This window comes from Actinomadura sp. 3N407 (assembly GCF_052245875.1).
GTDB lineage: Bacteria > Actinomycetota > Actinomycetes > Streptosporangiales > Streptosporangiaceae > Spirillospora.
Genome location: NZ_JBQQBP010000017.1, coordinates 47,962 through 72,550 on the forward strand (window position 1 = coordinate 47,962; position 24,589 = coordinate 72,550).

Sequence of the window (24,589 nt, forward strand, 5' to 3'; positions counted from 1 at the left end):
CGTGACACGCAACCCGCCGGGCCCAGTCCAACTCCCCCGACCATCCCCCATACACAGAACGTTACGACTAGTGACATTACGTAACACATGCGGGTCCCAGAACTACGCGGGTCCCAGAACTACGCGGGCGCCATGCCTACGCGGGCGCATGCCTACGCGGGCGCCATGCCTACGCGGTGCCCTGCGCTCACGCGAAAGTCCTGCACCTACGCGAAGTCCCACGCTCACGCGAAGTCCCGCGCCTACGTGGGATCCTGTATCCATAGGGGGCCCATGCCAACGTGGGTCCTATACCGTGGTGCGCCGTGAGTGAGGTGCACGAGTCCCGGCTGGCGCGCCGGGTGACCGAGGCCGCCGACGAACTGCTGCGCCGGTCACGCTCGGTCGCCCCCGTGGACGTCTTCGCCCGCATCGGCTGGATCAACGCCGCACAGGTCGATCGGTGGCGGCAGGGCCGGATCGACCATCTGCATGAGGCGATGAACGTCCGTCCCGACAAGATCGCCACCGCCTTGAGGACACTGCGCGCCTGGGCAGAGGCACAGAGCCTCGAACCCGCAGAGACCGCCTACACCGCCGCCACCCGTGACCGCCGTCCCCTGCGCTTCACCACCGGCGGACGCGAACCCGCCGAACGCGAACACCGCACCCACTGGATCTCCCCCGACCTGACGCCCGCCCAACGCGACCGCATCACCGCCCGCGACGCCAAGGTCCCCGACCTCGTCGTCCTGCAGGCGACGGCCGAGTGGACGTGCGGCGGCTGCCACGGCACCGGCGACTTCACGATCGTCGAAGATTCGGTGCCGCTCTGCATGGCCTGCGCCGACCTCGGCCACCTCGTCTTCCTGCCCGCCGGGAACGCCGCGCTCAGCCGCCGCGCCAAGAAGGAGAGCGGGCTGTCGGCCGTCGTCGTCCAGCACAACCGGCGCCGCAAGCGGTACGAGCGGCGCGGGATCCTGGTCGAGGAGTCCGCACTGGAACGGGCCGAGGAGCAGTGCCTCGCCGACGACGACGCACGGGCCCGCCGCCGCGACCGTGACCGGGAGCGCCGCACCGAACAAGACGCGGAGTTCGTGACCCGGATGACGGCCGAGATCGTCCGGCTGTTCCCGGGCTGCCCCGCGGACCGCGCCGAGGAGATCTCCCGGCACGCGGGCCTGCGCGGCAGCGGCCGTGTCGGCCGGACCGCCGCGGGCCGCGACCTCGACGAGGACGCCGTCACGCTCGCGGTGGTCGCGTCCGTCCGGCACCTGGACACCGGCTACGACGCCATGCTGATGGCGGGGGTTCCCCGGCGGGAGGCGCGTGACCGCATCCGCGGGGACGTGGACGCCGTCCTCACCACCTGGCGCCAAACCTGACGCCGCGTCAACCAACCACGGGGGTCAGCCGCTATTGAAGGTGGCGGGGTCGGGGCCGACGCGGATGCCCTTGTCCAGCTCACCGATCGCCTTCATGTCGTCCGGAGACAACTCGAAGCCGAACACGTCGATGTTCTCGGCGATCCTGGACGGCGTCACCGACTTCGGAATGACCACGTTGCCGATTTGCAGATGCCACCGCAGGGCGACCTGCGCCGGGGTGCGGCCGTGGTCACGCGCGATGCGGCTCAGCGCCGGATCGTCCAGCAGCCCCTGTCCCTGGCCGAGCGGCGCCCACGCCTCGGTGCGGATGCCGTGGTCCCGGTGGAAGGCGCGCAGGCCGTCCTGCTGGAAGTACGGGTGCAGCTCGATCTGGTTGACTGCCGGGACGACGTCCGCCTCATCGATGACCCGCCGCAGCGTCTCCACGGTGAAGTTGGACACGCCGATCGAGCGGGCACGTCCGTCCTCCCTGAGCTTCTCGAGCGCCCGCCACGTCTCCAGGTAGGTGCCGCGGTCCGGCATGGGCCAATGGATCAGGTAAAGATCCAGATGGTCGAGACCGAGGCGGGACAGGCTCGCGTCGCAGGCCCGAAGCGCGTTGTCGTAACCGTGTTCGCTGTTCCACAGCTTGGTGGTGATGAACAGCTCGTCGCGCGGCACACCCGAATCACTCAGGGCGCGCCCGACGCCCTCCTCGTTCCCGTAGGCGCTGGCCGTATCGATGCTGCGGTAACCGTTCTCAAGCGCCGCGCCCACCGCGCGTTCGGCCTCGTCGTCGGGGACCTGGAAGACCCCGAATCCGAGCTGTGGCATCGCGGCCCCGTCAATGAGATCAACGTTCGGTACCGTCACGATCTCCGTCCCCCTTCAGCGGTTCTGCTGGGCCGTTCGGCGGCGCCCTGGGAGGACCCTGCCCAGCGGGGCCCACCTGACTCACACGACCGGCAGCGTCTTCCCCCACCCCCACCCCGATGCCGTCCCCCTCCCCCGACGCCGGCGGTCCGGCGGTCCGGCGGTCGAGATTCACGGTCGTCATGGGGGCGAGGCAGGTCTCAAGCGGTTTGGTGGGCGCGCTGGTTACAGGCGACCTCCCGGAAGGCGTCCTTGAAGGCGTCGTAGCGCTCTTCGCCCAGCGCGTGCCTGTGGCGTTGCTCGATGTCGGCGAGGATGGCGCGGGCCTTGGCGACCTCGTCGAGGCCGTGCGCGGTGAGAACGATCCTCTTGGCGCGGCGGTCGGTGGGGTCGGGTTCGCGACGGACGTAGCCGAGCGCGACGAGTTCGTCCACGATCGTGCCGACGATCTGCTTGTGCTGCCCCGATCGGGCCGCGAGTTCGGTGGCGCGCACGCCGGCGGGTTCGAGGAACGCCAGGACGGTGCCGTGCCGTGGCCGGACGTCCGGGTGCCCCTGCTTGGCCAGACGCTGGAACAACTCCTCCTGAAGCGATCGCATCAGCTGACCGACAAGGATCCCTAGGTCGTGCCCCCTGCTCTCGGCGTTCATGAGTGGCGCCTCCCAAAAATTTAATCACGAATCTTGACTATCAATATCCGTGACTATAGCTTACTCCCAAGACGCGGACCACCGCACGCCGAGCCGCAGAGTGAAGGGAAACCCATCATGGGAAACGAGATCGACACCTACGTCGCCACGAAGCTCGACCCCAGGTACACCGAGATCCTCGCCTCGCTGCGGACGCTCATGGCCGAAGGCGCCCCCGATGCCGCCGAGTGCCTCACCTACGGCTCGCCCGCTTGGCGCGGCAACAAGATCCTCGCGGTCATCAGCCAGAGCAAGACCCACCTCACCTTCGCGTTCGAGCGCGGCGCCGAGTTCGACGACGAACACGGGCTGCTGGAGGGCGTCGGCAAGAAGACCCGCCACGTCAAGGTCAAGACACTGGACGGCATCAACGAGGACGCCCTGCGCGGATACATCACCCAGGCCGTCCGCCTGGACCAGAGTTGACCGACGCCCGAGCGCCCCCAGGACGATGCCAGGGGGCGCATGTCGGTCCGACGGCCGGTGTGCGACCGTCAACTCACGTCCGTCGAGTGGGCCAGGTCCTTCTGGGCCTCGACGTCCGCCAGCCGGTCGCTCAAGGCTGCGTGAACCCGGCCGTAGGCGTCCGACCCGAGCAGCAGGCGGCGCGGCGGGGCGTCGAGACCGGCGGCGTCGATCATTGCGGCCGCGACCTTGGCCTGATCGCCGGGCATGTCCTCCACGGGCACCGCGTCGCCGCGCATGATGGCCGGATTGGACGCGTACGCCGCGTGGACGGCGGCCCGCTGCACGGCGGAGTAGAACGAAGTGCGGACCATGCCCGGCTCCACCAGGATGGTGCGGACGCCGAACGGCTCCAGTTCGGGGGCCAGCGCCTCGAAGAAGCCCTCGATGCCCCATTTGGTGGTGTGGTAGAGCGAGAACCCGGGGAAGGCCATGTGACCGCCCATGCTGGACACCTGCAGGATCCGGCCCCCGCCCTGAGCGCGCAAGTGCGGGACGACCGCCCGGACGAGCTGGATCGAGCCGGTCAGGTTGGTGGCGATCAGATCGTCGATGTGGTCGTCGGTGAGTTCCTCGGCGGCCCCGATGACCCCGTACCCGGCGTTGGAGACGACGACGTCGATGCGGCCGAGTTCGGCGAACGCCGCGTCCACGACCTCGCGGAGCCGGACGGTGTCGGTCACGTCCAGCGGACGCACCCACAGCCGGTCGCCGTACCCGGCCAGGCCGGCGAGGCGGCTCGGGTCGCGGAGGGTCGCCGCGACGCGGTCGCCGCGGGCGAGGAGCTGTTCGGTCAGCTCGCGGCCGAGACCGCGGGACGTTCCGGTGATGAGCCATGTCTTCATGTCTCCATCACACGGCGGCAGGGGCCGGTGAACAACGAGGAAGCCGCGCACGACCGACAGGCCCAGCCTGTCGACCGAGGTCACCGTCGGTGTCCGATGAGTTTTGGAGGGGACGATGGTCTGCATGGGGACGGATCCGCGAAAAGCGCTCCTCCAGAAAGAGGCAGAAAAATGGCTCTGGTCGTAGCCGAGATGACGATGTCGCTGGACGGTTACATAGCCGACCCGTCCGACGGTGTGGACGAACTGTTCGGCTGGTACTCGAACGGTCCCGTGGAGATCCCGACACACGACCCGTCGATCACGTTCCGCGTCTCCGAGGCGAGCGCCGCGCACCTCCGCGAAACGCTCGACGGCGTTGGCGCGATCCTCACCGGGCGGCGCCTCTACGACATCACGAACGGCTGGAACGGCACTCACCCGCTAGGCGGCGCGATCTTCCTCGTCACGCACCGGGCACCCGACGACCCGCCCGCCGGGGTCACCGTCGTCACCGGCGGCATCGAGAAGGCCGTCGCCGCCGCATCTGCCGCTGCGGGCGACGGCATCCTGGGCGTCGGCGGCGCGGCCACCGCCCAGGCCTGCCTCGACGCGGGGCTCCTGGACGAGGTCCGTGTCAACCTCGTCCCCGTCCTCCTCGGCAAGGGCATTCCGTTCTTCTCCGGCCCGTCCACCGCCCCCGTCCGGCTCGACACCCCCTACCGCGTCATTGAGGGCACCGGCGTAACCCACCTGTACTTCCGCGCCCGCTGACGGCGGAACCACCGGACGCCACCGCCCCGATATCGGCCGGTCCGGCGCGCCGGGTTCCGTGACTGCCGACGGATGGGGCTCAATGGGCTACAGGTCTCACGGGACGTACGCGCCCTCGTCTCGGTGCTGCTGACCAATCTGGTAGTCGTCCTTGGGACGAGTGCCGCCTGGCTGGCGCTCGGCAGGGGACCCCGACGATCGTGGGACGGCCGCAGCACTGCTGGCCCTCGTCGGCGGCATGCTTCCGTGCGTCCGACGCAGAGACACCGCTGAGGAACCTTCATCGTGGCCGCCGTTCATTCTCGCGGTCATTCCAGCAGCCTGCCGTCGCATTCGCCGTCCCCCAGCACGATCTGTAGGACTCAGTGCTCCCGGTTTAGCCCATTTGTTCATTCGCTGCTCGTTCCTTCATAACCACGTGGGCTGAGCCTGGTCACGTCCGTTGCGGCGGTCTTTTCTCGGATTTGTGTGGCTGATGCAGGTGCACGGTTGCGGTGGCCCCTGACCGGTCAGCGCGTCCGTCCAGGTCAGCGCTGATTGCTGGCACTTCGGCTGAGGTCGGTGGTTTGGGTTCGGTGTTCATCGCTCGGGTGGGGCGTCGGCCGAACTGAGTGAACACACCACCTGAAGAGCATTCTCGGCGACTACTCCGACATTCTCTCCATCTCCCCCAATTTCGGGCACCACGATCAAGCTCAGCGGGAATGTAGCCGGAGAGACTCAATAATCTAACCAAATATCAACTTCTCGATCTTCAATGTTCGATAATATTGGTTCATGAGTTCGAACCAAGTGATCGACGTCGAGTCGGCGTCCACCGCTGAGTTGGTGGACGCGGCGGCCTCGATCGCGGCCGAACTCGCCCGCCGTCCCGTGGCCGCCAGCCCGGCCGTCTGCATGGAGCAGGCCGAGACGCTGGCCCGCACCACCGACCTGCATGAAAGCACCCTGGCCGGGTTGATCGGCCGAGTCGATCGCGCTGGGGAGATGCGCAGGTGGGGCCTGCCGTCCGCGCTCGCGTGGCTGCGAACCCGCATGGGCATGCGGGAAGCCCGCGCCAAGGAACGACTGGCCCTCGCCCGCCAGCGGGACCGGCTTTCGCAAGTGGCCGACCGACTCGCCTGCGGTGAGCTGTCCTACGGATACGCCGCCACGATCGCAACCGCCGTCCCCCGCCTGAACGACGAAGACTGCGCCACCGCCGAAGAGATCCTCCTCGACCTGGCCGGGCAGGGATTCTCGGCGGGCAAGGTCGCCGCGTTCGGCAACAAGATCACCGATCTGATCGCCGAACGCGACGGCACCGAACAGGCACCCGACGACGACACCCGACGCGGCTACGAACGCTCCTGGATCGACTCCACCCGCGCCTTGGACGGCGGCCGCTACATCAAAGGCTGGCTCAACGCCGAAGACGCCGCCGTCTGGGACGGGACCCTGGCTCCCCTCGCCAAACCCGCCGGCACCGACGACCGCCGCGACCTGTCCGAGCGCACCGCAGCAGCCCTCACGAGCGTCCTGTCCGGCGGCCACAAGGCCACCAAGGTCACGGTCATCTGCGACCTGGACACCCTCACCGGCGGCCAGGCACCCGCCCGCCTCACCGACGGCACGCCCATCCCCGCCGCCCAAGCCCGCCGCATCGCCCTGTCCGCCGGAGTCTCCCCACTCATCCTGGGACGCGGCAACACCCCGCTCTACCTAGGGCACAGGGAACGGTTCGCCTCCCCCGGCCAACGCCGGGTCCTGGAGACCCTGTACCCCACCTGCGCGGTCCGCGGCTGCGAAGTCCCCGGAACACTGTGCGAGGTCGACCACGTCAACGGCTGGGCCCTCGGCCACAGCCCCACCGACATCGACCAACTGGCCCTCACCTGCGGCTGGCACAACCGCTGGAAAGCGTCCAACCCCGCTCACATCCACATCACCAAAGGCCAGGACGGACGATACACATACCGCGTCCGGCCACCGGATGATCCGTGCCCACCACCACAGACACCACCCGCCACGGACCTGTGGAACCCAGCCGCAAACCATCGGGTACAGCCCCGCCCCCGCCGACACCGCCCCAGCCCGACCCGAGGCCGACGCCAGGCAGCGGGCCCCTAAACCATCACGGACAAATCCGACACCACCGTCCACCGGGCGCGGGAACGAAACCTTCCCACAACAGGGCGCTGATCGCTGCCGCCAGCACCTCGGCGACCGCTGCCGCACCCCCGGTTGCCCCCACTCGCCCGCAAGGCCCCGCAACGCCTCAAAGCCCCGAACGCCACAAGCGGACACGCCCCACCCCGTCCCCCCACCCGTCCCCCACTCCGTCCCGACCCCCGCCTGAGCTCGCCGCCTATCGCCGCGCCCATCGGGCGCGGCAACAACCGCACCCCGCAACAAGCCGCACCAGCACACCCACCTCACGCTCCAACCCCAGCCAAAGTGACCCCAGCCACAACCAAGCCGCACTCGATCACCCACCCGCAGAGGCCACCTCAGCCACCCACCCACGCCAGCCACACAATCCCGGTAAAGACCACCGCAACACACGCAACAAACACCAGCCCCCGCTGACGTCGTCGACCAACACCCCCGCCCCAAACCACGTCCCGTCGCCACACCACCGCGCCGCGCCACACCACCGCGCCGCGCCACCGCCCCGTCGCCACCGCCCCGGCGCCACACACCACCGCGCCGCGCCGCCGCGCCGTGCCATGTCGTTCTGCCGCATCAACGGCTTTTGGGATATGGCGGCGGCGACGGGATAACGGCGGCGCTGACGGGGTGCGTAGGATCGGGGTGGCCATGGAGCTTCGGCAACTGGAGTATGTGCTGGCCGTCGCGGAGGAACTCCACTTCGGACGCGCCGCCGCTCGCATGCATGTGACGCAGCAGTCGGTGAGCGAGCAGGTCCGCCGGCTGGAGCGGGAGCTGGGGAGTCCGCTGTTCGCGCGTACGAGCCGCCGGGTGTCTCTCACGACGGCCGGTGAGGCGTTCCTGCCCGAGGCACGTCGTGTCGTCGACGCCGCCCGGCACGCGTTGGACGTTGGACGCCGCTCCGCGCGCGGGGGCATGGAGATTCGCGTCGGCTACGCGGACGATCTCGGCCCGCGGCTCTTCGGACTGGCGGTTCCGCGCGCCCCGTCGATCAAGGTGACGCCTCGGCCGATGACGACACCGGAGCAGATCGCGGCTCTTTCCGAGCACCGCCTTGACCTCGGGCTCGGCTGGACGCCGGATCTCAGGCCCGGACTGTCGAGCCTGCTGGTCGCCCGCGAACCCCTCGTGGTCGCGCTCGCCGAGGGCCATCCCTTGGCGGACGGGGCCGCCGTGGACCCGGCACGTCTGTCGCATCAGCCGCTCGCCGTCGTCCCCCGCGATGTTAACCCGTTGCTGCACGACCGCATCATCGGGCAGCTCGTGACCCGCGGCGCGGCCGTCACCGTCCACCAGGAGATTCCCAGCCTCGACCGGATGCTGCCGCTCGTCCTCGCCGGCTCCGCCCTGGGGATCACGGTTCCGAGCGCCGCGGCGGCGAATCCGTTCGCCGGGGTGGTCTACCGGTACTTCAGCGATCCCGGCCCGTACATCGACTGCAGCCTCGTGTGGCGGCGCGACGACACCAGCGTGGCGGTCGCGGAGCTCGTCGGGGTGGTGCGCGAACTCCGCGACGAAGGCGCCTTCCTGCCGCCCGACCTGGATGGCGGACACCGCTAGTTGTACCGGGCCGGTTCAGGTACGTGGGGGCGATGGCGTCTCCGCCGGGCTGATGCGCCGGGCATAGGGTCGGGGGATGAGTGATCCACGTGGGGATGTGCGTCCGCCCGGCCTGAACGCCGATGAGAGGACGACGCTGCTGACGTTCCTCGACTATCTGCGGGACGCGGTGGTGGCCAAGGCGTCCGGTGTTCCGGACGAGGCGGCGCGCACGCCCGGGGTCGCGTCGGGCACGAGCCTGCTGGGCCTGGTCAAGCACCTGACGCACACCGAGCTGAACTGGTTCGTCTGGGCTTACGAGGGCGCCGACGTCCCTCAGTGGGACGGCGGGGAACCGCCGGGTGAGGAGGAGACGGCGGAGAGCCTCATCGCCGCGTACCGGGCGGCCGTCGACCGCAGCAACGCGATCGTCGCGGGGTGCCCGGATCTCGATCGGGTGTGTGTCCGGTCGTTGCGGGAGACGCCGCCGCCGTCGATGCGCTGGCTGCTGGTGCACATGATCGAGGAGACCGCACGTCACGCGGGGCACGCCGACATCCTGCGGGAGCAGATCGACGGGTCGGTGGGCCGCTGACCGGGCGGCCCACCGGACCGCCCGGTCAGGGATTCACTTCGTCGGGTTCCTGCCGGTCATGGGGTCTTTCCTTCGAACGTCCAATCGCCGGAGCCGATCTCGAAGACGGCGCTGCCGTTGTGGACGCCGATCCACTTGGCGTCCTCGGGGGCCTCCGGGCGTGCCGTGGCGCCCAGCAGCGGGAACTCGACGCGGGCCCGGGTGCCGGGCGGGACGGTGACTTCCAGGCGGAGCTTCCGGCCGGTGCGGCGCCAGGAGGCCGCCGCATGGCCGCGCGGTGTTTCGTAGGTGGCGGCGGCGCGGGTGATGTCGCCGACGACGGCGGGTCTGATGAGGAGGGTCTCGTAGGCGATCGAGTCGTCGGTCTGGCCGAGGCCCGCGAGGCCGGCGTGGAACCATTCGTCGATCGCGCCGAGCATGAAGTGGTTCTGGGAGTTGCCGGACGTGGGGCCGTCCCAGTTCTCGGTCAGCGAGGTCGCGCCGTGGACGACCTGATAGCCGTAGCTGGGGTTGCCGGTCTGTGTGGCGAAGGCGTGGATGACGTCGTGGCGGCCGGCGGCGGACAACACGTAGAACACCGACGGCAGAGAGATCTCGCCGACGGTGAGGTGATAGCCCTCGGCCTTGATGCTGTCCACGAGGTGGGCGAGGACCGCGTCTTTCTTGCCGGACGGGACGGCGCCCATGTCCAGCGCAAGGGCGTCGCACGCCTGGCTGCCGGACCCGTAGGTGTCGCCGGTGGCGTACTTGGCGTGGAACGCGGAGCCGATCTCCCCCGCGAGGGACTCGTACTTCGCGGCGTCGTCGTCCTTGCCGATGACCTTGGCGATCCGGGCGAGGGCGGTGACGGCGCGGTGGTAGCCGAACGTGGCGGTGACGCCCTTGGGGGTGCTGTCGTCGAACGCGATCCAGTCGCCTAGGCCGTAGTCGAGGAGATGCCCGTCCGCCTTGCCGGACAGGTAGTCGACGTAGCGGACCATGTTCGGGTAGTAGGTGTGGAGCGTGGCGACGTCGCCGTAGGCGCGGTACATCTGCCAGGGCGCGAAGACGATGACGTTGCCCCAGTTGGGGTCGTCCCGGAACCCGCCGGAGAACACCGTGAACTCGGGTGCGATGTCGGGGACGAGACCGTCGCCGGTCTGGGCTTCGGCGATGTTGCGGACGATCGAGCCGTAGTAGGCGGCGACGTCGTAGTTGCGGGCGACGGCGGGGAACACGAGGTTGGCCTGTTCCAGCCAGCCGAGTTTCTCGCGGTGGGGGCAGTCGGTGAGGACGGAGTACATGTTGCCCTGCACGGCCCGGTCGATGATCTTGTGGATGTCGTTGAGGAGGCCGTGGGAGCTGGTGAACGAGCCCGCCTTCTCGTTGGCGGCGCGGAGCACGATCCCGGTGACCGTGTCCTCGTCCGGGGCGGCGGGCAGCCCCTCCAGCTGCAGATAGCGGAACCCGTGGTAGCAGAACCGGGGATGCCATGTCTCGGTGCCTTCACCGGACTGGGTGCCGGACAGGGTGCCGGACAGTGTGTAGGTGTCCCAGATGGGCGAGCCGGTGGTGTGCTGGCTGACGGTCCCGTCGCCGTTGAGGAGTTCGCCGGGACGCATCGTCACCGTCGTCCCCGCGGGTCCGCTGACGCGCAGCTCCGGCCAGCCGGCGATGTTCGTGCCGAGGTCGATGACGTGAACGCCGTCCCTCAGCTCGGTGATCTTCTTGGCGCGCACGACGCCGACGGGCTCGATCGGCGGCGACATGCGGGCGGCGAGGGTCGCGGCCGGCGACGCGACCCGGACCGCGTCCGACCAGTTCTCGGGGGTGCGGCGCGCGTCGTGGTCCTCGCCGCCGTACCAGCTGGTGAACGTGGTGGCACCGAGCGCCGTCCGCCAGGACGTGTCGGACGCGACGACCTCACGCGACCCGTCGGTGTAGGTGATCTCCAGCTGGCCCAGGAACGTGGGCGGGCCGTCGGACCGGGTGAGTTTCTGGTACCGGCCCGGCGTGGGCGGAACGTGCGCCATGCCGGTGCCGAGTTCCACCTGGACAGTGTTGCCTCCACGGCGGAGCAGTTTCGTCACGTCATAGGTCGAGTAGACGAGCCGTTCGCTGAAGGTGGAGTAGGGCGGCTCCAGCACGGCGTCGCTGACGGGCCGTCCGTTCACGGTGATGTCGAGCACGCCGAGGGCGGTCGCGTACAGGCGTGCCGTGCGGACGCGCTTGGCGAGCTCGAACTCCCGCGTGAAGACGGGCAGCGCATCGGGCCGTTGGTGCAGTGGTGGCGGCGCCTCCTGTCCCTCGACCGTCGCGGCCGTGTCGAAGGCCGTGCCGTCGCCGGACGTCTGGACGGTGAAGTTCTCCGGGAAGTTGGGCGTCTTCTCGTCGTCGGTCATCACGTCAGTGCGCGGGTAGAGCAGGATCCGGTCGAACCGCCGCTCCTCGCCCAGATCGATCTGGAGCCAGATGGGTTCGGTGAGGTCCTGTTCCCGGCGTTCATAACTCGTGTAGCCGAACGGGGCGGCGTCGCTGGTGAGCGAGCCGTCCGTAGTGGCCTTCGGTTCCCACTGGCCGGGGACGGTGTAGCTCTCCGACGCGGACACCGGCGCGTTGAGCGCCAGGTCGCCGCCGGACGCCCCGTCCCTCACCTCGACCTCGGCGAGCTGGAGCCGGGACACCTTGTACGGCCAGCCTTCCTTGATCGGGAGGCCGAGCCGGGTCACGTTCAGCCGGACGTACCGGGCCGACCGGGCGGTGAACGAGACGGTCACGGGCGACGGCTCCGGCTCGGCGGACCACGTTTCGTTCCCGATCCACTGGGCCGTCCAGTCGGAGGCGGCGAGCAACCCCATCTCGAAGTGGGACGGCTTGCTCCACGCGGACGCGCTGCCCCGCTCGTCCCACACCCGGACCTGCCACGACGCGCGCTCGCGGGACTTCAGGGCCCGGCCCTCGTAGCGGACCGAGACGGCGCCGCCGGCGACCTTGCCCGTGTCCCACAGGTCGGGGTGCGCGAGGCGCGCGTCCGCGCTCGCGACACGCACCTGGTAGGCGGTCTGGACGGCGTTGCGCGGGCCGGCTCCGTAGCGCCAGCCGAGGGTCGGGTTCGTGTCGTCGATGCCGAGAGGTGACCGCAGGTGGTCCACCCGCGGGTCCACGGGACGCAGCGTCCGTGCCTTGGCGTCGAGGGGCGCGGCTCCGGCGGGGGACGCGATCGCGCCGCTCGCGGTGATCGCCGCCGCGGCTACGCCCCCGGCCTGAACGAACGTTCTCCTGGACAGTCCGCCGGTGATGACCGACTCGCTCATCTGCTGACTCCTTGGAGCTGGTGAGAACGGGTGGTGAGGACAAGTGGTGAGAAACTGGTGGTGAGACGGAAGGAGATGCAGCCGAGCCGAACAGGCGGGGGTGTCCGGCGGCGCGGGGCCGGGTGGCGGTTGCCGGGGCCCGGCCCCCGCGCGGATGGGTCAGGCCGTGGTCATCGGCCCGCCGGCATGTGGCTCACGGTGAAGCGATACGAGCCGGATCCGACTTCGAAGACCGCGGCGCCGTCCTGCATGCGCAGGAACTTCGCTCCCTTCTGGGAGACGTCGGCGGGATCGCCCGCCGGCACCCAGACCTCGGCGGTCGTGTTGACGGGAACGGAGACGTGGAGGGTGAACCGGCCGCCGTTCAGGGTCCAGCGGGTGCTGACCGGCCCGTGGACCGAGTCGTAGGTGGCGGCGGCGCGGTGGACGTCCCCGCCGGGCCTCGGCCGGATCACCGTCCGGCGGTAGCCGGGTTCGCCCACGCTGATGCCGGCGATGTTCTGGTACATCCATTCGCCCACGGCCCCATAGGCGTAGTGGTTGAAGGAGTTCATCGCCGGGTCCTGGAAGCTCCCGTCCGGCTTGATCGAGTCCCAGCGCTCCCACATGGTGGTGGCGCCCTTGCCGATCTGGTAGCCCCACGACGGGAACGTCTTCTGCTGGAGCAGCCGGTAGGCGACGTCGTTGTGCCCGGTCGCGGTGAGGACGGGCAGCAGCCGCGGGGTGCCGAGGAAGCCGGTGGACAGATGCCAGTCCCTGGCCTTGATCAGCTCGACGAGCCGGTCGGCGGCGGCCCGGCGGGCATCGTCGTCCGGCGAGTCGTCCGGCGAGTCGTCCGGCAACAGGTCCATGGACAGCGCCAGGACGTAGGCGGTCTGGGTGTCGCCCTTGATCCGGCCGTCCTCGACGTACGCGTCGACGAACGCCGCCTTGACCTTTTCCGAGAGCCGCTCGTACCTCGCGGCGTCGTCCTTCTCGCCGAGGACGCCGGCGACCTGGGCGACCAGGCCGGCCACGTGCGCGAAGTAGGCGGTGCCGATGACGTCCTTGGGTGTCTCGTCGTCGACGTTCAGCCAGTCGCCGTACCCGGACGCGGGACGCAGCAGCCCGTCGCTGTTGTCCTCCAGGTAGGCGATCCATTTGCGCATCGCCGGGTAGTTGCGTTCCAGCGCCTGCCGGTCGCCGTACGCCAGGTAGAGGTTCCAGGGGACCGTGACGCCGGCGTCGCCCCAGCCGGCGGACCCTCCGCCGAGGCCGCCGACCAGCGGCGCGATGTCGGTGAAGGCCCCGTCGTCGGTCTGCGCGTCCCGCATGTCCCGCATCCACTTGGTGAGGAACCGCGCGGAGGTCATGTTGTAGGTGGCGGTGCGGGCGAACACGTTGATGTCGCCCGACCAGCCGAGCCGCTCGTCACGGGCGGGGGTGTCGGTCGGGATCGACAGGAAGTTGCCGCGCTGCCCCCACGTGATGTTGCGGTGCAGCTGGTTCAGCATCGGCACGTCCGTCTCGAACGACATCGTCATCGGCTCGGCGGTGTGCTTGACCCGGCCCACGATCGCGTCCTTGCCGGGCGTGCCGGGGTAGCCGGTGACCTCGACGTAGCGGAAGCCGTGGAAGGTGTAGCGGGGCTCGTAGGTCTCGGTGCCGCCGCCCTTCAATGTGCCGCCGCCCTTCAATGTGTACGTGTCGGTCGCCTTGGCCGTGCGGAGGTTGGCGGTGTAGAGGGTGCCGTCCTCGTTCAGCACCTCGCCGTGGCGCAGGGTGACCTTCGTGCCCGCCGGGCCGCGAACGCGCAGCCGGACGGTCCCGACCATGTTCTGGCCGAGGTCGAAGATGTGCACGCCCTTCTCCGGGCTGGTGACCTCGACCGGCTCGATCTCCCGCTCGACACGGGTGGGTGCGGCGGACTGCGCCACGGGCTGCGCCGTCGCCTTCTCGTTGACGATGACGGGTTGCCAGCCTTCGGCGCCGAAGCCGGGGCGGCTCCAGCCGGGCGTTTCCCGGCGGGCGTCGTACTCCTCCCCCATCAGCAGGTCGGAGGTGAGGACGGGGCCGGTGGAGCTGCGCCAGGTCGGGTCGGTGACGACCCGCCGCGACGTCCCGTCGGTGTAGTCGATCTGGAGCTGAGCGCGCAGCCACGGCCGGTCGCCGTACTGGCCGGGCCCGAAGCTCGCGACGTGCCCCGCGTACCAGCCGGGCGCGAGCGTCGCGCCGATGGCGTTGCCGCCCCTGCGCAGCAGCTTCGTCACGTCGTAGGTCTGGTACTGGACGCGGGTGTTGTAGTCGGTCCAGCCGGGGGTCAGTTCGTCGTGCCCGACGCGCCGCCCGTTGATCTCGGCGGTGTAGACGCCGAGCGCGGTCGAGTACAGGCGTGCCCGCGCGACCTTCTTCCCGACGGTGAAGTCCTTGCGGAGCCGGGAGGTCAGCCCGTCGGGCCCGGACGACTTCGTCTGGAAGCTGAACCGGCGGTCGCCGGGGACCGGCTCGCCGTTCTTGTAGGCCCGCCCGTGCTCGTAGCCGCCGTCGGTGTGGCCCCACCAGCCGATCGTCCCGGACGGCTCGGACTGCTCGATGTAGTACGTCCCGGCGGGGGCGGGCGAGTCGAGGTCGAGGGTGGCCTGGGCGTTGTCGGAGTGGTCTTCGACTCGGCGTTGCGCGACGACCTCACCGCCGGGGCCTTCCTCACGGAGGGTGAGGGTTACGTCGGAGCCGGAGGTGTGCCACGTCGGCATCGGGATCGACACCTGCGTCACCGGCTTGTCGGAGGTGAACGTCTGCCCCTGCGTACCGTCCTTGAGCTGCGAGGGGTCGTTCTGTCCGGTGAAGGAGGCGGGAAGCGGCAGCGGCGCGTCGTGCCCGATCCACTGCCCGGCGAGGGTCGTGCCGTCCATCAGGCCGGTCTCCCACCAGGTGGGCTTGCTCCACGCGGAGGGGCGGCCGTTCCCGTCCCACACCCGGACGGACCAGTGGTAGCGGGTGCGGGGTTTCGGTTCCGGCCCGCCGTAGGGGACGAGGACGGAGCGGGAAGAGGTGACCTTGCCGCTGTCCCACACATCGGGTGACGCGAGCCGTCCCGGTGAGGACGCCACCCGCACCTGGTACGCGGACTGGACCTGGCCGCGCTCGGACGAGTCGAGCCGCCAGGCCAGCCGCGGGCGGGCGGCGTCGATGCCGAGCGGGCGCTCCGCGTATTCGGTGCGGGTGTGCAGCACGCGCACGCTGCCGCCGGCCGCGGCCGCCGCGGGCACCACGCCGCCTCCGGCGGCCATGAGAAGGAGTGCTGTCGGAAGGATGAGGAGTCGCCGAATGGATGTCCGCCGTTTGGGTGCCCGCCATTTGGGTGTCCGCCGCATGGGCTTCCTCCGGTTTTCGGGCGCGGTGAACGGAGCCCGCGGCCCCCTGGCGGGACCCGGGCGCGGTTCACCGTCACCTCAGATGTGGATCCCCCGATCCCGCACAGGTCGGTTCAGGGGCTCACCTCGACGAACTCGATTTCCAGGAGGTCGGCGACGGCCTTCAGGTCGGCGATGCGGTGGCCGGTGCCGAGGGCCCAGTGGTGGGAGATCCCGGTGGCGCTCCACGCGTCGGTCCACTCGCCGGGGTCGCAGCCGAAGTCGACGCGGGAGGTGGTGTTGCCGATCTGCAGCAGGGGGCCGTCGACGGTCTCGCCCTCGGACGCGGCGAACGCGAACCGGCCGTCGCGGCGCTGGATGATGCCGAACGCGGTGACGGGGCCGTGCTTGACGTCGAACTCGACGGACACGCCGTAGCCGCGCTTGCCGTGGTAGACGCCGAGGCCGCGCAGCAGCGGGCGGCGGGCGCTGATCGCCAGGTGCGCGGGCCCGTCGTGGCCCATCTCGACGTGGCCGCGGCGGAAGTCCAGGGCCTGCAGCTCGGTGAAGGAGCCGCCCGCGCCGAGCCGGTCGGCGATCAGCATGGCGAGGGACATGCGCAGCTCGTACTCGCCGGCCGCCGGGATGCCGCGCGCGGTGAGCATCGACGCGCCGAGGATCATCCCGGCGCCGAGCCGCTCGTGGATCTCGCCGTCCAGGCCCCGGTGGTAGTAGGCGAGGCTGTCCAGCTCGAAGTCGTCCGCGAGCCGGTCGAGGCCGGCGGAGACGCGGGCCGCCCAGGTCAGGTCGTCGTCGTTGACGGACGGGTCCAGCTCGAAGATCTTCTCCGCCTCGGCCTTCTTGGCGGCGGCCTCGGCGTCGGTGACCTTCTCCACCCGGACGCGCAGGTCGTCGAACTCCAGCACCTCCACGTGCCCGCCGAAGTTGGCGCTGACGAGCGTCAGGTCGGTGGAGACGTCCAGCATGCCCGGGTAGAGGTGGCCCATCAGGCCGTGCCTGCCGCGGCGCAGCGCGGCCCGGACTCCGGCGGCGCGGACCCAGCGGCCGATCTTCGTCCAGGCCCGTTCGTCCTCCAGGTATCCGGAGACCGAGCGGAAGGGGACGCCGCAGCGTTCGAACGCGTTCGCCATCTCGGGCAGCGGGCAGGCGCCGCAGTAGGCGAGCCACTGCCCGGTGTCGAAGGTGGCGTGGTCCATCGACTCGGTCGGCTGCAGGTTGATCAGCAGGACCGGGGCGTCCGCCCGCTGCGCGACGGGGACCAGCATCGTCGCGGTCATGTAGGTGGTGAGGAAGCCGACGATGATGTCGCAGCCGGCGGCGCGGAGCTTCTCGGCGGCCGCCGCGCCCTCCTGCGCGTCGGAGATGAAGCCGACGTCGACGACCTCGGCGCCGAGGCCGCGCATCCGCTCCGAGACCCGCTCGGCGGACCGTTGGAGCTGCGGCAGCAGATCCGGGAACTGGGGCCAGTAGGCGCCCAGCCCGCCGGCCACCAGGCCGACCTTGACCGGCGGCACCGTGTTGTCTGTCATTCCTGTCCTCCTGTCGGTCAACGGGCCGCGGCACCTCGGCGGGTCCCGCGTCCTCCTCAGCCGCACACCCTCCTCAGCCGCACACCCTCCTCAGTGCCACACCGTCCTCAGTGCCACACCGTCCTCAGTGCCACACCGTCAGCGCAGGAACGCTGCGGCGACGCCGGCGTCGACGGGGATGTGCAGGCCGGTGGTGTGGGCGAGGTCCCCGCCGGTGAGGGCGAAGACGGCGGCGGCGACGTGCTCGGGCAGCACCTCGCGTTTGAGCAGCGTCCGCTGGGCGTAGAACTCGCCGAGCTTCTCCTCCTCGACGCCGTACACGGCGGCGCGTTCGGCGCCCCAGCCGCCGGCGAAGATGCCGGAGCCGCGGACGACGCCGTCGGGGTTGACGCCGTTGACGCGGACGCCGTGCTCGCCGAGTTCGGCGGCCAGCAGCCGCACCTGGTGGGCCTGGTCGGCCTTCGTCGCACCGTAGGCGATGTTGTTCGGCCCGGCGAACACCCCGTTCTTGGACGAGATGTAGACGATGTCGCCGCCCATCCCCTGCTCGATCATGACGCGGGCGGTCTCGCGGGAGATGAGGAACGAGCCGCGCGCCATGACGTCGTGCTGCAGGTCCCAGTCGGCGGTGGTCGTCTCCAGCAGCGGCTTGGAGATCGACAGCCCGGCGTTGTTGACGACGAGGTCGACGCCCCCGAACGCGAGGACGGCGTCGTGGACGGCCGCGGCGACCTCGTCCTCGGAGGTCACATCGGCGCCGACGGCGACGGCGGCGTCGAAGGAACGCGGGGCGTTCGCGCCGATCTCGGCGGCGACCTTCTCGGCGGCGGCGACGTCCCGGTCGGCGACGACGACGCAGGCGCCCTCGGCGGCCAGGCGGCGGGCCGTGGCCGCGCCGATGCCGGAGCCGCCGCCGGTGACCAGCGCGACCCGGGTGGCGAGCGGTTTCGGCCTGGGCATCCGGCGGAGTTTGGCCTCCTCCAGTTCCCAGTATTCGATGCGGAACTTCTCCGCCTCGTCGATCGGCGCGTACGCCGACAGGGCCTCCGCGCCGCGCATCACGTTGATGGCGTTGACGTAGAACTCGCCGGCGACCCGGGCGGTCTGCTTGTTGGCGCCGAAGCTGAACATGCCGACGCCGGGGACCAGCACGATCGCCGGGTCCGCGCCGCGCATCGGCGGCGAGCCGGGGGTGGCGTGCCGGTCGTAGTAGGCCGCGTACTCCTCGCGGTAGGCGGCGTGGAGTTCCTTGAGGCGGGCGCGGACGTCGCCGAGGGGTGCGTCGGGCGGCAGGTCCAGGACCATCGGGCGGACCTTGGTGCGCAGGAAGTGGTCCGGGCACGACGTGCCGAGCGCGGCGAGGCGGGGATGCTCGGCGCGGGAGACGAAGTCCAGGACGGTGTCGCTGTCGGTGAAGTGCCCGACCTGCGGACGGTCGGTGGACGCCAGGCCACGGAGCAGCGGGAACAGCGCCGCGGCGCGAGCGTGCCGCTCCTCCTGTCGCAGCGGCGGGTGGACGACCTCGCCGAACGGGTCCGCTTTGCCGTGCTCGGCGATGTAGGCCTCGGCGGTGCGGATGATGTCGACGGAGGCGGCCTTGCACTCCTCGCTCGTGGCGCCCCAGGCGGTGATGCCGTGGCCGCCGAGGATCACGCCGATGGCCTGCGGGTTCGCGTTCTTGATCTCGGCGATGTCCAGGCCGAGCTGGAAGCCGGGACGCCGCCACGGCACCCACGCGACCCGGTCTCCGAAGATCCGCCGGGTGAGCTCCTCCCCGTCCGCCGCCGTCGCGATCGCGATGCCGGAGTCGGGGTGCAGGTGGTCGACGTGGGCGGCCTCGACCAGGCCGTGCATGGCGGTGTCGATCGACGGCGCCGCGCCGCCCTTGCCGTGCAGGCAGTAGTCGAACGCGGTGACCATCTCGTCCTCGCGTTCGACGCCCGGGTACACGTCCACGAGGGCGCGCATCCGGTCGAGGCGCAGGACGGCCAGGCCCTTCTCGGTGAGGGTGCCGAGGTCACCGCCGGAGCCCTTCACCCACATCAGCTCGACGTCGCGGGCCGTCACGGGGTCGGTGACGGTGCCCTTCGCCGAGGCGTTGCCGCCCGCGTAGTTGGTGTTGCGCGGGTCCGAGCCGAGGGTGTTGGCCCGTTCCAGCAGCTGCTCCACCTCGGGTGGAGTGGCGGTCATGAATATCTCCCAACGTGGTTACCTGCGTGTCTGGGTTTGCTGTGCGTGGTCCGTCTGTGCGTGGTCCGTCTGTGCGCGGTCTCTCTGTGCGTGGTCCGTCTGTGCGCGGTCTCTCTGTGCGCGGTCTCTGTGCGTGGAATCCGTCTGTGCGTGGAATCGGGCTAGGCGAAGCGGGCTAGGCATGGAATCGGTACGTCCCGGACACGGCCGTCAGGCGGACGGTGCCGTCACCCGCGCCCAGGACGCGGACGCCCTCGGCCGAGGCCGCGGGCCGTCCGCTCTCGGTGACCCGGTCCGCCGCGGCGGCGGGCATGTGGATCTCGGCGGTCGCGCCGACCGGAACGGTCACGTCCAGGGTGAACCCGGAGCCGGACCGCTTCCACCGGACCGAGACCGTGCCGTGCGGGGTCCAGGCCGAGCCCGTCACCCAGGTCAGGTCCCCGAGCGGCTTCGGGGCGATGCGTATCCGGTCGAAACCGGGCGCGGCCGGCTCGATCCCGGCGAGGTCCTCGGTGAACCACTCCCCGATGGCGCCGCCGAGGAAGACGTGGTCGCGGGACCGGGCCTCCAGGTCCCAGCGTTCCCACAGCGTGGTGGCGCCGTTGTCGACCCAGTAGCCCCAGCTGGGGTAGGTGCGCTGGTCGGCGACCTTGAAGGCCAGCTCACCGTGGCCCCGCGCGGTCAGTTCCGTCAGCAGGTACTTGGTGCCGAGCGCCCCGGTGTTGAGGTGGTCGCCGCGCTCCTCGACGTCGCGGACGAGCCGGTCGGTGACGGCCTTCTGCGACTCCTCCGGCGCCAGGCCGAGCGCGAGCGCGATCAGCGCCGACGTCTGCCGGTAGCCGGGGTCGGTGTCGGTGACGTAGGCGTCGCCGCGCAGGAACTCCCTGTTGAACGCGTCCTTCATCTTCGCGGCGGCCGCCCGGTAGCGGGCCGCGTCGGCGCCGTGGCCGAGGACCTCGGCGATGTCGGCCGTGATCAGCGTGTTGGAGTAGGTGTAGGCGGTGCCGTGCAGCCGTTTGTCCTCGGGGGTGTTGCCGCCGTAGCCGGGGGCCAGGTAGTCGTTCAGCCGGCTGGGGTAGATGCCGTCGTCCGAGCGCGTGAGCCAGTCGTCCAGGTAGCGGCGCATGGCCGGGTAGTTCGCCGACAGGACGTCGCGGTCGCCGTACCGCTCGTACATCTGCCACGGGATGACGGTGAAGGAGGCGTGCCACGGCGGCGAGGGCCATCCGTCGCCGAGGCCCCAGCCGTTGTCGGGGACGATCGCCGGGACGAGCCCGTCCGGTCCCTGGCTGTCGCGGTGGTCGGTCATCCACTTGGCGAACAGCCGCCGCAGGTCGTAGCGGCCCATCTCCATCTCGGCCATGAGCTGGGCGTCGCCGGTCCACCCGTTCTTCTCGTACATCGGGGTGTCGGTCGGGATGCCGTGCCAGTTGTTGAGCACGGTCTGCCTGGTGATGGTCTCCACGGTGTTGAACAGCTTGTTCGAGCTGCGGAACGTCCCGGCCGGCCGCAGATCGCTGTGGACCTCACGGCCGTCGAGGTCGTCCACTGTGGGCGGTTCGCCCGGCCAGCCGGTCACCTCCACGTACTGGAAGCCCTTGTAGCTGTAGCGGGCCTCCCAGGTCTCGGTACTGCCGCGCCCGGCCAGGATGTACTCGTCGGTCTGGAAGCGGCCGGTGACGAGGCCGTTGTCCGCCCGGACGGTGCCGTCGGAGTTGAGTCGCTCGCCGTACTTCAGCCGGATGGTCGTGCCCTCGGGGCCACGGGTGCGGATGCGCGCCCAGCCGGCGGTGTTGTGCGGCATCTTGAAGACGTGAACGCCCGGCTTGGGGGTGGTGACCTCGACGGGACGCAGTGTGCGGGTGACCCTGATCGGCTCGTGTTCCTCGGGCACGATGTTGTCCGTGGGTGCGGGCAGGGTCGCGGCCTGCTTCCATGAGGACGCGTCGAAGCCGGGACGGTCCCAGCCGGGCTTCTCCTCGCGGGCGTCGTAGGTCTCGCCGCCGTAGAGGGAGTCGTAGCGCACGGGGCCCTCGGCATAGCGCCACCGGCCGTCGGTCGCGATGGTCTGGGTGCCGCCGTCGCGGTAGGTGACGACGAGCTGGGCCAGCAGCCGGGGCTCGGCGGTCCACGGGGTGTCGTGCCAGCCCCACACGTTCTGCTGGGTCATGCCGTAGAAGCCGCGGCCGAGCCGCGCCCCGATCACGTTGTCGCCGCGCCGCAGCATCCGGGTGACGTCGCGGGTGACGTACTCGACGCGCTTGTCGTAGCGGACGAAGCCGGGCTGCAGGACCTCGTCTCCGACGCGCCTGCCGTTCAGGCTCAGCTCGACGTAACCGGCCGCGGCCGCGTACAGCCGCGCCTTGGCGATCTTCTTGCCGGGGACGGTGAAGCCGCGGCGCAGGAGCGGCTCCGGACGGGTGGGCTTGTCGGGCTTCACCTCGCCCCAGGGAGCGCCGCCCCAGGCAGTCAGGACCTTCGTCTTCGCCCAGGCGGCGTCGTCGAAGCCGGCGGCCCGCCAGTCGCCGGACGGCTCCTCGTTCGCGGACCGCCAGCCGGCACCGGTGTCGAACCGGCTCGGGTCCTGGCCGGGCAGTTCCAGCCGCCCGAGGAGCCCGGCGGGGCTCGGCCTGCCGTTGGTGGCCTCGACCGCGATGACGTTGCGGCCCACTCGCAGCTTCGAGGTCACGTCGACGACGATCGGGCGCCTCCAGTTCTCCTTCGCCGGGTCGGGGACGCGTCCCCCGGCCTCGGCTCCGTTCACCCAGGCGGTGAAGCCGTCGTCGGCGGTCATGACGAGGCGGGCGCCGTCGGGAACCGACGCCAGGTCGAACGTCCCCCGGAAGTAGCGCGACTCGGCGGGCGCCTCGGTGGCGGGGTCCCCTTCGGGGTACCAGATCCAGCTGGTGCCGGTGAGGTCCGGGGTGGACGCGGCGTCGCCCGGGGCGCCGATCCACGAGCCGCGCCGGCCGTCCTTGGCGAGCGCGGTCTCGAACCAGGTCTTCTGGCTCCAGCGCGTCCAGTGTCCGCGCGCGTCGGCGACCTTGACCCGCCAGGTGTAGCGGGTGGCGGGCTTGAGCGCGGGACCGCCGTAGCGGACGTCGTACGAGCGGGCCCCGGACACGGGTCCCGAGTCCCAGACCGTCCGATCTCCGTCGGCGGTGGCGACCGAGACGCGGTAGGCGGTCTGCCGCTGGCCGCGTTCGCGGGACGTCAGCTGCCAGCCGAGGCGGGGCTCGGGGTCGGCGACGGCGATCGGTGTGGTGGCGTGCTCGGTCTCCAGCCCGGTGACGCGCAGCGCCGCCTCCTCCCGCGCGTGCGCGGGGGCGGCGAGGGCGAGGGCGAGCCCGGCCGTGATGACGGCGGCGGTCCAACGGCGTCTTGGGGGCCGTTTTGAGATCCGGCTGTGTTTTGAGATCCGACGGCGTTTGGAGATGCGGCTGCGTTTTGAGGTGGGGGCCATCCTCAGCGTGCTCCTTGTCGACCTGATCTAGCCGAGCTTGAAGTCGATGACGCGGATCGGGGACGGGGTGGTTCCGGTGGACTTCTGCTGGTACATCACGGACAGGACTCCATCGGAGGCGACCCGGGAGTCGTCGACGAGGACCTCGCCGAAGACGTTGAGCGTGCGCCCGTCGGCGTCGTGCGTGCCGTCGAAGAGCAGCTTCCAGTCCGTCCAGCCGCTGGCCTTGCTCGCACCGGCGATCCGGCCGAACGGCATGATCACGTAGGCGTTGTCCGCTTCGTCGAACACGATCCGGGAGCGGCCGAACGCCTTGTTCGGCACCGGGATCTCGACCTTGCGCCACTTGCCGGCGGCGTCGCGGGTCAGGTGGAAGGCGTACGAGTACGCCTTGCGCTGGGCGGTGAAGTCGGTGACGCACTGGGTGAACCGGCCCGGCACGTAACTGATGATCACGTGCGGGCGGCCGGCCGAGTCCACGGCCTGGCTCTCCTGGTTCATCAGCGCGTGATTGGGGTCGATCGGGTCGACGACCAATCCCGGGTCGTCCAGCGCCACCTGGTCCGCCGTGCCGGTGGTGGCCACGGCCTGGCCGGCGTTGTTGCGCCATGTGCGGCCGCGGTCGTCGGAGTACACGTAGCCGGTGTCGTGGTTGGACAGGCCGCCCGGGTGGCACAGGACGCCGAAGTTCCGCTCGCGCCAGGTGAACGCGGCGTGCAGGCGGCCGTCCTTGCCGTAGGTGATGCCGTGCACGTACATGTTCCGGGCGTCGCTGGTCTGCCCGTTGCCGGAGTACGTGCCCGCGGCGCTGGACCACTTGCCGAGCCTGGTCCAGGTGCCGCCGCCCGCCGCGTCGTACTCGGCGATCTCGTTCGTGCCGTTGCCGGAGCCGCCCGTCCGGTAGACGAGCTGGAGCCTGCGCTCGGGCGTGACGGCGAACTGGGGATAGGTGATCGCTCCCAGGTCGGCGCCGTCGAGCGTGCGCTGGACCGGCCCGAAACGGGACGCGTCCCAGCGGGCCGGAGAGGGCCTCGACACGAGCCCCGGCTCGGACCTGGTGTAGTAGACCCGGGTGTTGTGGGTGTCCATCGCCACGTGCAGGCGGCCGTCCTGCGGGGACACGCCCATGGAGATGACGTTGTGGGAGTCGTTGGCGCTGAGCTTGTGCGGCAGGGTCACGGCCTTCCACGGGCCGTTCGGCAGATGCCGCCGCGCGATGACGGCGCTCCGGTCGGCGGTGTACCAGCCGGCGTACTGGTAGCCCGCGTAGGTGAGGATCCCGCTCTGCTGGAACGACCCGTTGTTGACCAGGCCGTCATAGGACACGAAGTACAGCGCGTTCGCGTCCAGCTGAGTGTCCTTCAGCCTCTGCAGGGCCGGGCCCTCGGCGCGCTTCCCGGCGTCGGCGTCGGCGGCGGCCTGACCGCCGCCCGGCGCCGTGAAGAGCAGGGCGGCGGCCAGAGGCGCGGCCACAGCGGTGCCCCTGCGGAGCGTCCCGGACAACA

At 70.5% G+C, this 24,589-nt stretch carries 15 protein-coding genes; 6 read left to right on the forward strand and 9 right to left on the reverse strand.

Annotated elements, in window-relative coordinates:
* The first annotated feature begins 305 nt into the window (after window positions 1-305).
* A complete protein-coding gene (locus ACTWPP_RS33915) occupies window positions 306-1,364 on the forward strand; it encodes a DUF2293 domain-containing protein (protein WP_443108485.1) in 1,059 nt (352 codons plus the stop codon).
* A gap of 24 nt (window positions 1,365-1,388) precedes the next feature.
* On the opposite strand, the gene ACTWPP_RS33920 is transcribed toward ACTWPP_RS33915, so the two are convergent.
* Complete coding sequence (locus ACTWPP_RS33920; RefSeq protein ID WP_443108486.1) at window positions 1,389-2,180, reverse strand: aldo/keto reductase; 792 nt, start codon at window positions 2,178-2,180, stop codon at window positions 1,389-1,391.
* A 239-nt stretch (window positions 2,181-2,419) separates the two neighbouring features.
* On the reverse strand, window positions 2,420-2,818 hold the full coding sequence (locus ACTWPP_RS33925) for a MarR family winged helix-turn-helix transcriptional regulator (RefSeq protein WP_443108487.1): 399 nt from the start codon (window positions 2,816-2,818) through the stop codon (window positions 2,420-2,422).
* A 168-nt stretch (window positions 2,819-2,986) separates the two neighbouring features.
* Between ACTWPP_RS33925 and ACTWPP_RS33930 the strand changes: the two genes are divergently transcribed.
* On the forward strand, window positions 2,987-3,334 hold the full coding sequence (locus ACTWPP_RS33930; RefSeq protein ID WP_443108488.1) for a DUF1801 domain-containing protein: 348 nt from the start codon (window positions 2,987-2,989) through the stop codon (window positions 3,332-3,334).
* A gap of 68 nt (window positions 3,335-3,402) precedes the next feature.
* Here ACTWPP_RS33930 and ACTWPP_RS33935 read toward each other — a convergent pair whose 3' ends face one another.
* Entirely contained in the window at window positions 3,403-4,218 is an 816-nt protein-coding gene (locus ACTWPP_RS33935) for an SDR family oxidoreductase (RefSeq protein WP_443108489.1), read from the reverse strand.
* Window positions 4,219-4,389: 171 nt separating this feature from the next.
* On the opposite strand from ACTWPP_RS33935, the gene ACTWPP_RS33940 reads away from it, so the two are divergent.
* The 4 genes from ACTWPP_RS33940 to ACTWPP_RS33955 all read left to right on the forward strand — a co-directional run bounded on the left by ACTWPP_RS33940 (window position 4,390) and on the right by ACTWPP_RS33955 (window position 9,256).
* On the forward strand, window positions 4,390-4,971 hold the full coding sequence (locus ACTWPP_RS33940) for a dihydrofolate reductase family protein (RefSeq protein WP_443108490.1): 582 nt from the start codon (window positions 4,390-4,392) through the stop codon (window positions 4,969-4,971).
* 777 nt (window positions 4,972-5,748) lie between these two features.
* On the forward strand, window positions 5,749-7,080 hold the full coding sequence (locus tag ACTWPP_RS33945) for a DUF222 domain-containing protein (protein WP_443108491.1): 1,332 nt from the start codon (window positions 5,749-5,751) through the stop codon (window positions 7,078-7,080).
* A 690-nt stretch (window positions 7,081-7,770) separates the two neighbouring features.
* Complete coding sequence (locus ACTWPP_RS33950; protein ID WP_443108492.1) at window positions 7,771-8,682, forward strand: LysR family transcriptional regulator; 912 nt, start codon at window positions 7,771-7,773, stop codon at window positions 8,680-8,682.
* 76 nt (window positions 8,683-8,758) lie between these two features.
* Complete coding sequence (locus ACTWPP_RS33955) at window positions 8,759-9,256, forward strand: DinB family protein (protein ID WP_443108493.1); 498 nt, start codon at window positions 8,759-8,761, stop codon at window positions 9,254-9,256.
* Window positions 9,257-9,312: 56 nt separating this feature from the next.
* Here ACTWPP_RS33955 and ACTWPP_RS33960 read toward each other — a convergent pair whose 3' ends face one another.
* From ACTWPP_RS33960 to ACTWPP_RS33985, 6 genes are all read right to left on the reverse strand, one after another.
* Window positions 9,313-12,549, reverse strand: a complete 3,237-nt coding sequence (locus ACTWPP_RS33960; RefSeq protein ID WP_443108494.1) for a family 78 glycoside hydrolase catalytic domain — start codon at window positions 12,547-12,549, stop codon at window positions 9,313-9,315.
* Between the two features lie 170 nt (window positions 12,550-12,719).
* The gene (locus ACTWPP_RS33965; protein WP_443108495.1) at window positions 12,720-15,818 is read right to left on the reverse strand and encodes a family 78 glycoside hydrolase catalytic domain; all 3,099 of its coding nucleotides are present in this window, start codon (window positions 15,816-15,818) and stop codon (window positions 12,720-12,722) included.
* 197 nt (window positions 15,819-16,015) lie between these two features.
* Window positions 16,016-17,431: an arabinose isomerase gene (locus ACTWPP_RS33970; protein ID WP_443108496.1), complete on the reverse strand. Its 1,416-nt coding sequence runs from the start codon at window positions 17,429-17,431 to the stop codon at window positions 16,016-16,018.
* A 138-nt stretch (window positions 17,432-17,569) separates the two neighbouring features.
* Complete coding sequence (locus tag ACTWPP_RS33975) at window positions 17,570-19,627, reverse strand: bifunctional aldolase/short-chain dehydrogenase (protein ID WP_443108627.1); 2,058 nt, start codon at window positions 19,625-19,627, stop codon at window positions 17,570-17,572.
* Window positions 19,628-19,796: 169 nt separating this feature from the next.
* A complete protein-coding gene (locus tag ACTWPP_RS33980; protein ID WP_443108497.1) occupies window positions 19,797-23,084 on the reverse strand; it encodes a family 78 glycoside hydrolase catalytic domain in 3,288 nt (1,095 codons plus the stop codon).
* Window positions 23,085-23,111: 27 nt separating this feature from the next.
* Window positions 23,112-24,557 carry a BNR repeat-containing protein gene (locus tag ACTWPP_RS33985; protein ID WP_443108498.1) on the reverse strand — a complete coding sequence of 482 codons (1,446 nt, stop codon included), beginning with the start codon at window positions 24,555-24,557 and terminating at the stop codon, window positions 23,112-23,114.
* Window positions 24,558-24,589: the final 32 nt, after the last annotated feature.

What these genes read in the sequence shown, in the direction of transcription:
- ACTWPP_RS33920 (WP_443108486.1), bottom strand. Translation starts at nt 2,180, where the DNA reads ATGCCACAGCTCGGATTCGGGGTCTTCCAGGTCCCCGACGACGAGGCC.
- ACTWPP_RS33925 (WP_443108487.1), bottom strand. Translation starts at nt 2,818, where the DNA reads ATGCGATCGCTTCAGGAGGAGTTGTTCCAGCGTCTGGCCAAGCAGGGG.
- ACTWPP_RS33930 (WP_443108488.1), top strand. Translation starts at nt 2,987, where the DNA reads ATGGGAAACGAGATCGACACCTACGTCGCCACGAAGCTCGACCCCAGG.
- ACTWPP_RS33935 (WP_443108489.1), bottom strand. Translation starts at nt 4,218, where the DNA reads ATGAAGACATGGCTCATCACCGGAACGTCCCGCGGTCTCGGCCGCGAG.
- ACTWPP_RS33940 (WP_443108490.1), top strand. Translation starts at nt 4,390, where the DNA reads ATGGCTCTGGTCGTAGCCGAGATGACGATGTCGCTGGACGGTTACATA.
- ACTWPP_RS33945 (WP_443108491.1), top strand. Translation starts at nt 5,749, where the DNA reads ATGAGTTCGAACCAAGTGATCGACGTCGAGTCGGCGTCCACCGCTGAG.
- ACTWPP_RS33950 (WP_443108492.1), top strand. Translation starts at nt 7,771, where the DNA reads ATGGAGCTTCGGCAACTGGAGTATGTGCTGGCCGTCGCGGAGGAACTC.
- ACTWPP_RS33955 (WP_443108493.1), top strand. Translation starts at nt 8,759, where the DNA reads ATGAGTGATCCACGTGGGGATGTGCGTCCGCCCGGCCTGAACGCCGAT.
- ACTWPP_RS33960 (WP_443108494.1), bottom strand. Translation starts at nt 12,549, where the DNA reads ATGAGCGAGTCGGTCATCACCGGCGGACTGTCCAGGAGAACGTTCGTT.
- ACTWPP_RS33965 (WP_443108495.1), bottom strand. Translation starts at nt 15,818, where the DNA reads ATGGCCGCCGGAGGCGGCGTGGTGCCCGCGGCGGCCGCGGCCGGCGGC.
- ACTWPP_RS33970 (WP_443108496.1), bottom strand. Translation starts at nt 17,431, where the DNA reads ATGACAGACAACACGGTGCCGCCGGTCAAGGTCGGCCTGGTGGCCGGC.
- ACTWPP_RS33980 (WP_443108497.1), bottom strand. Translation starts at nt 23,084, where the DNA reads ATGGCCCCCACCTCAAAACGCAGCCGCATCTCCAAACGCCGTCGGATC.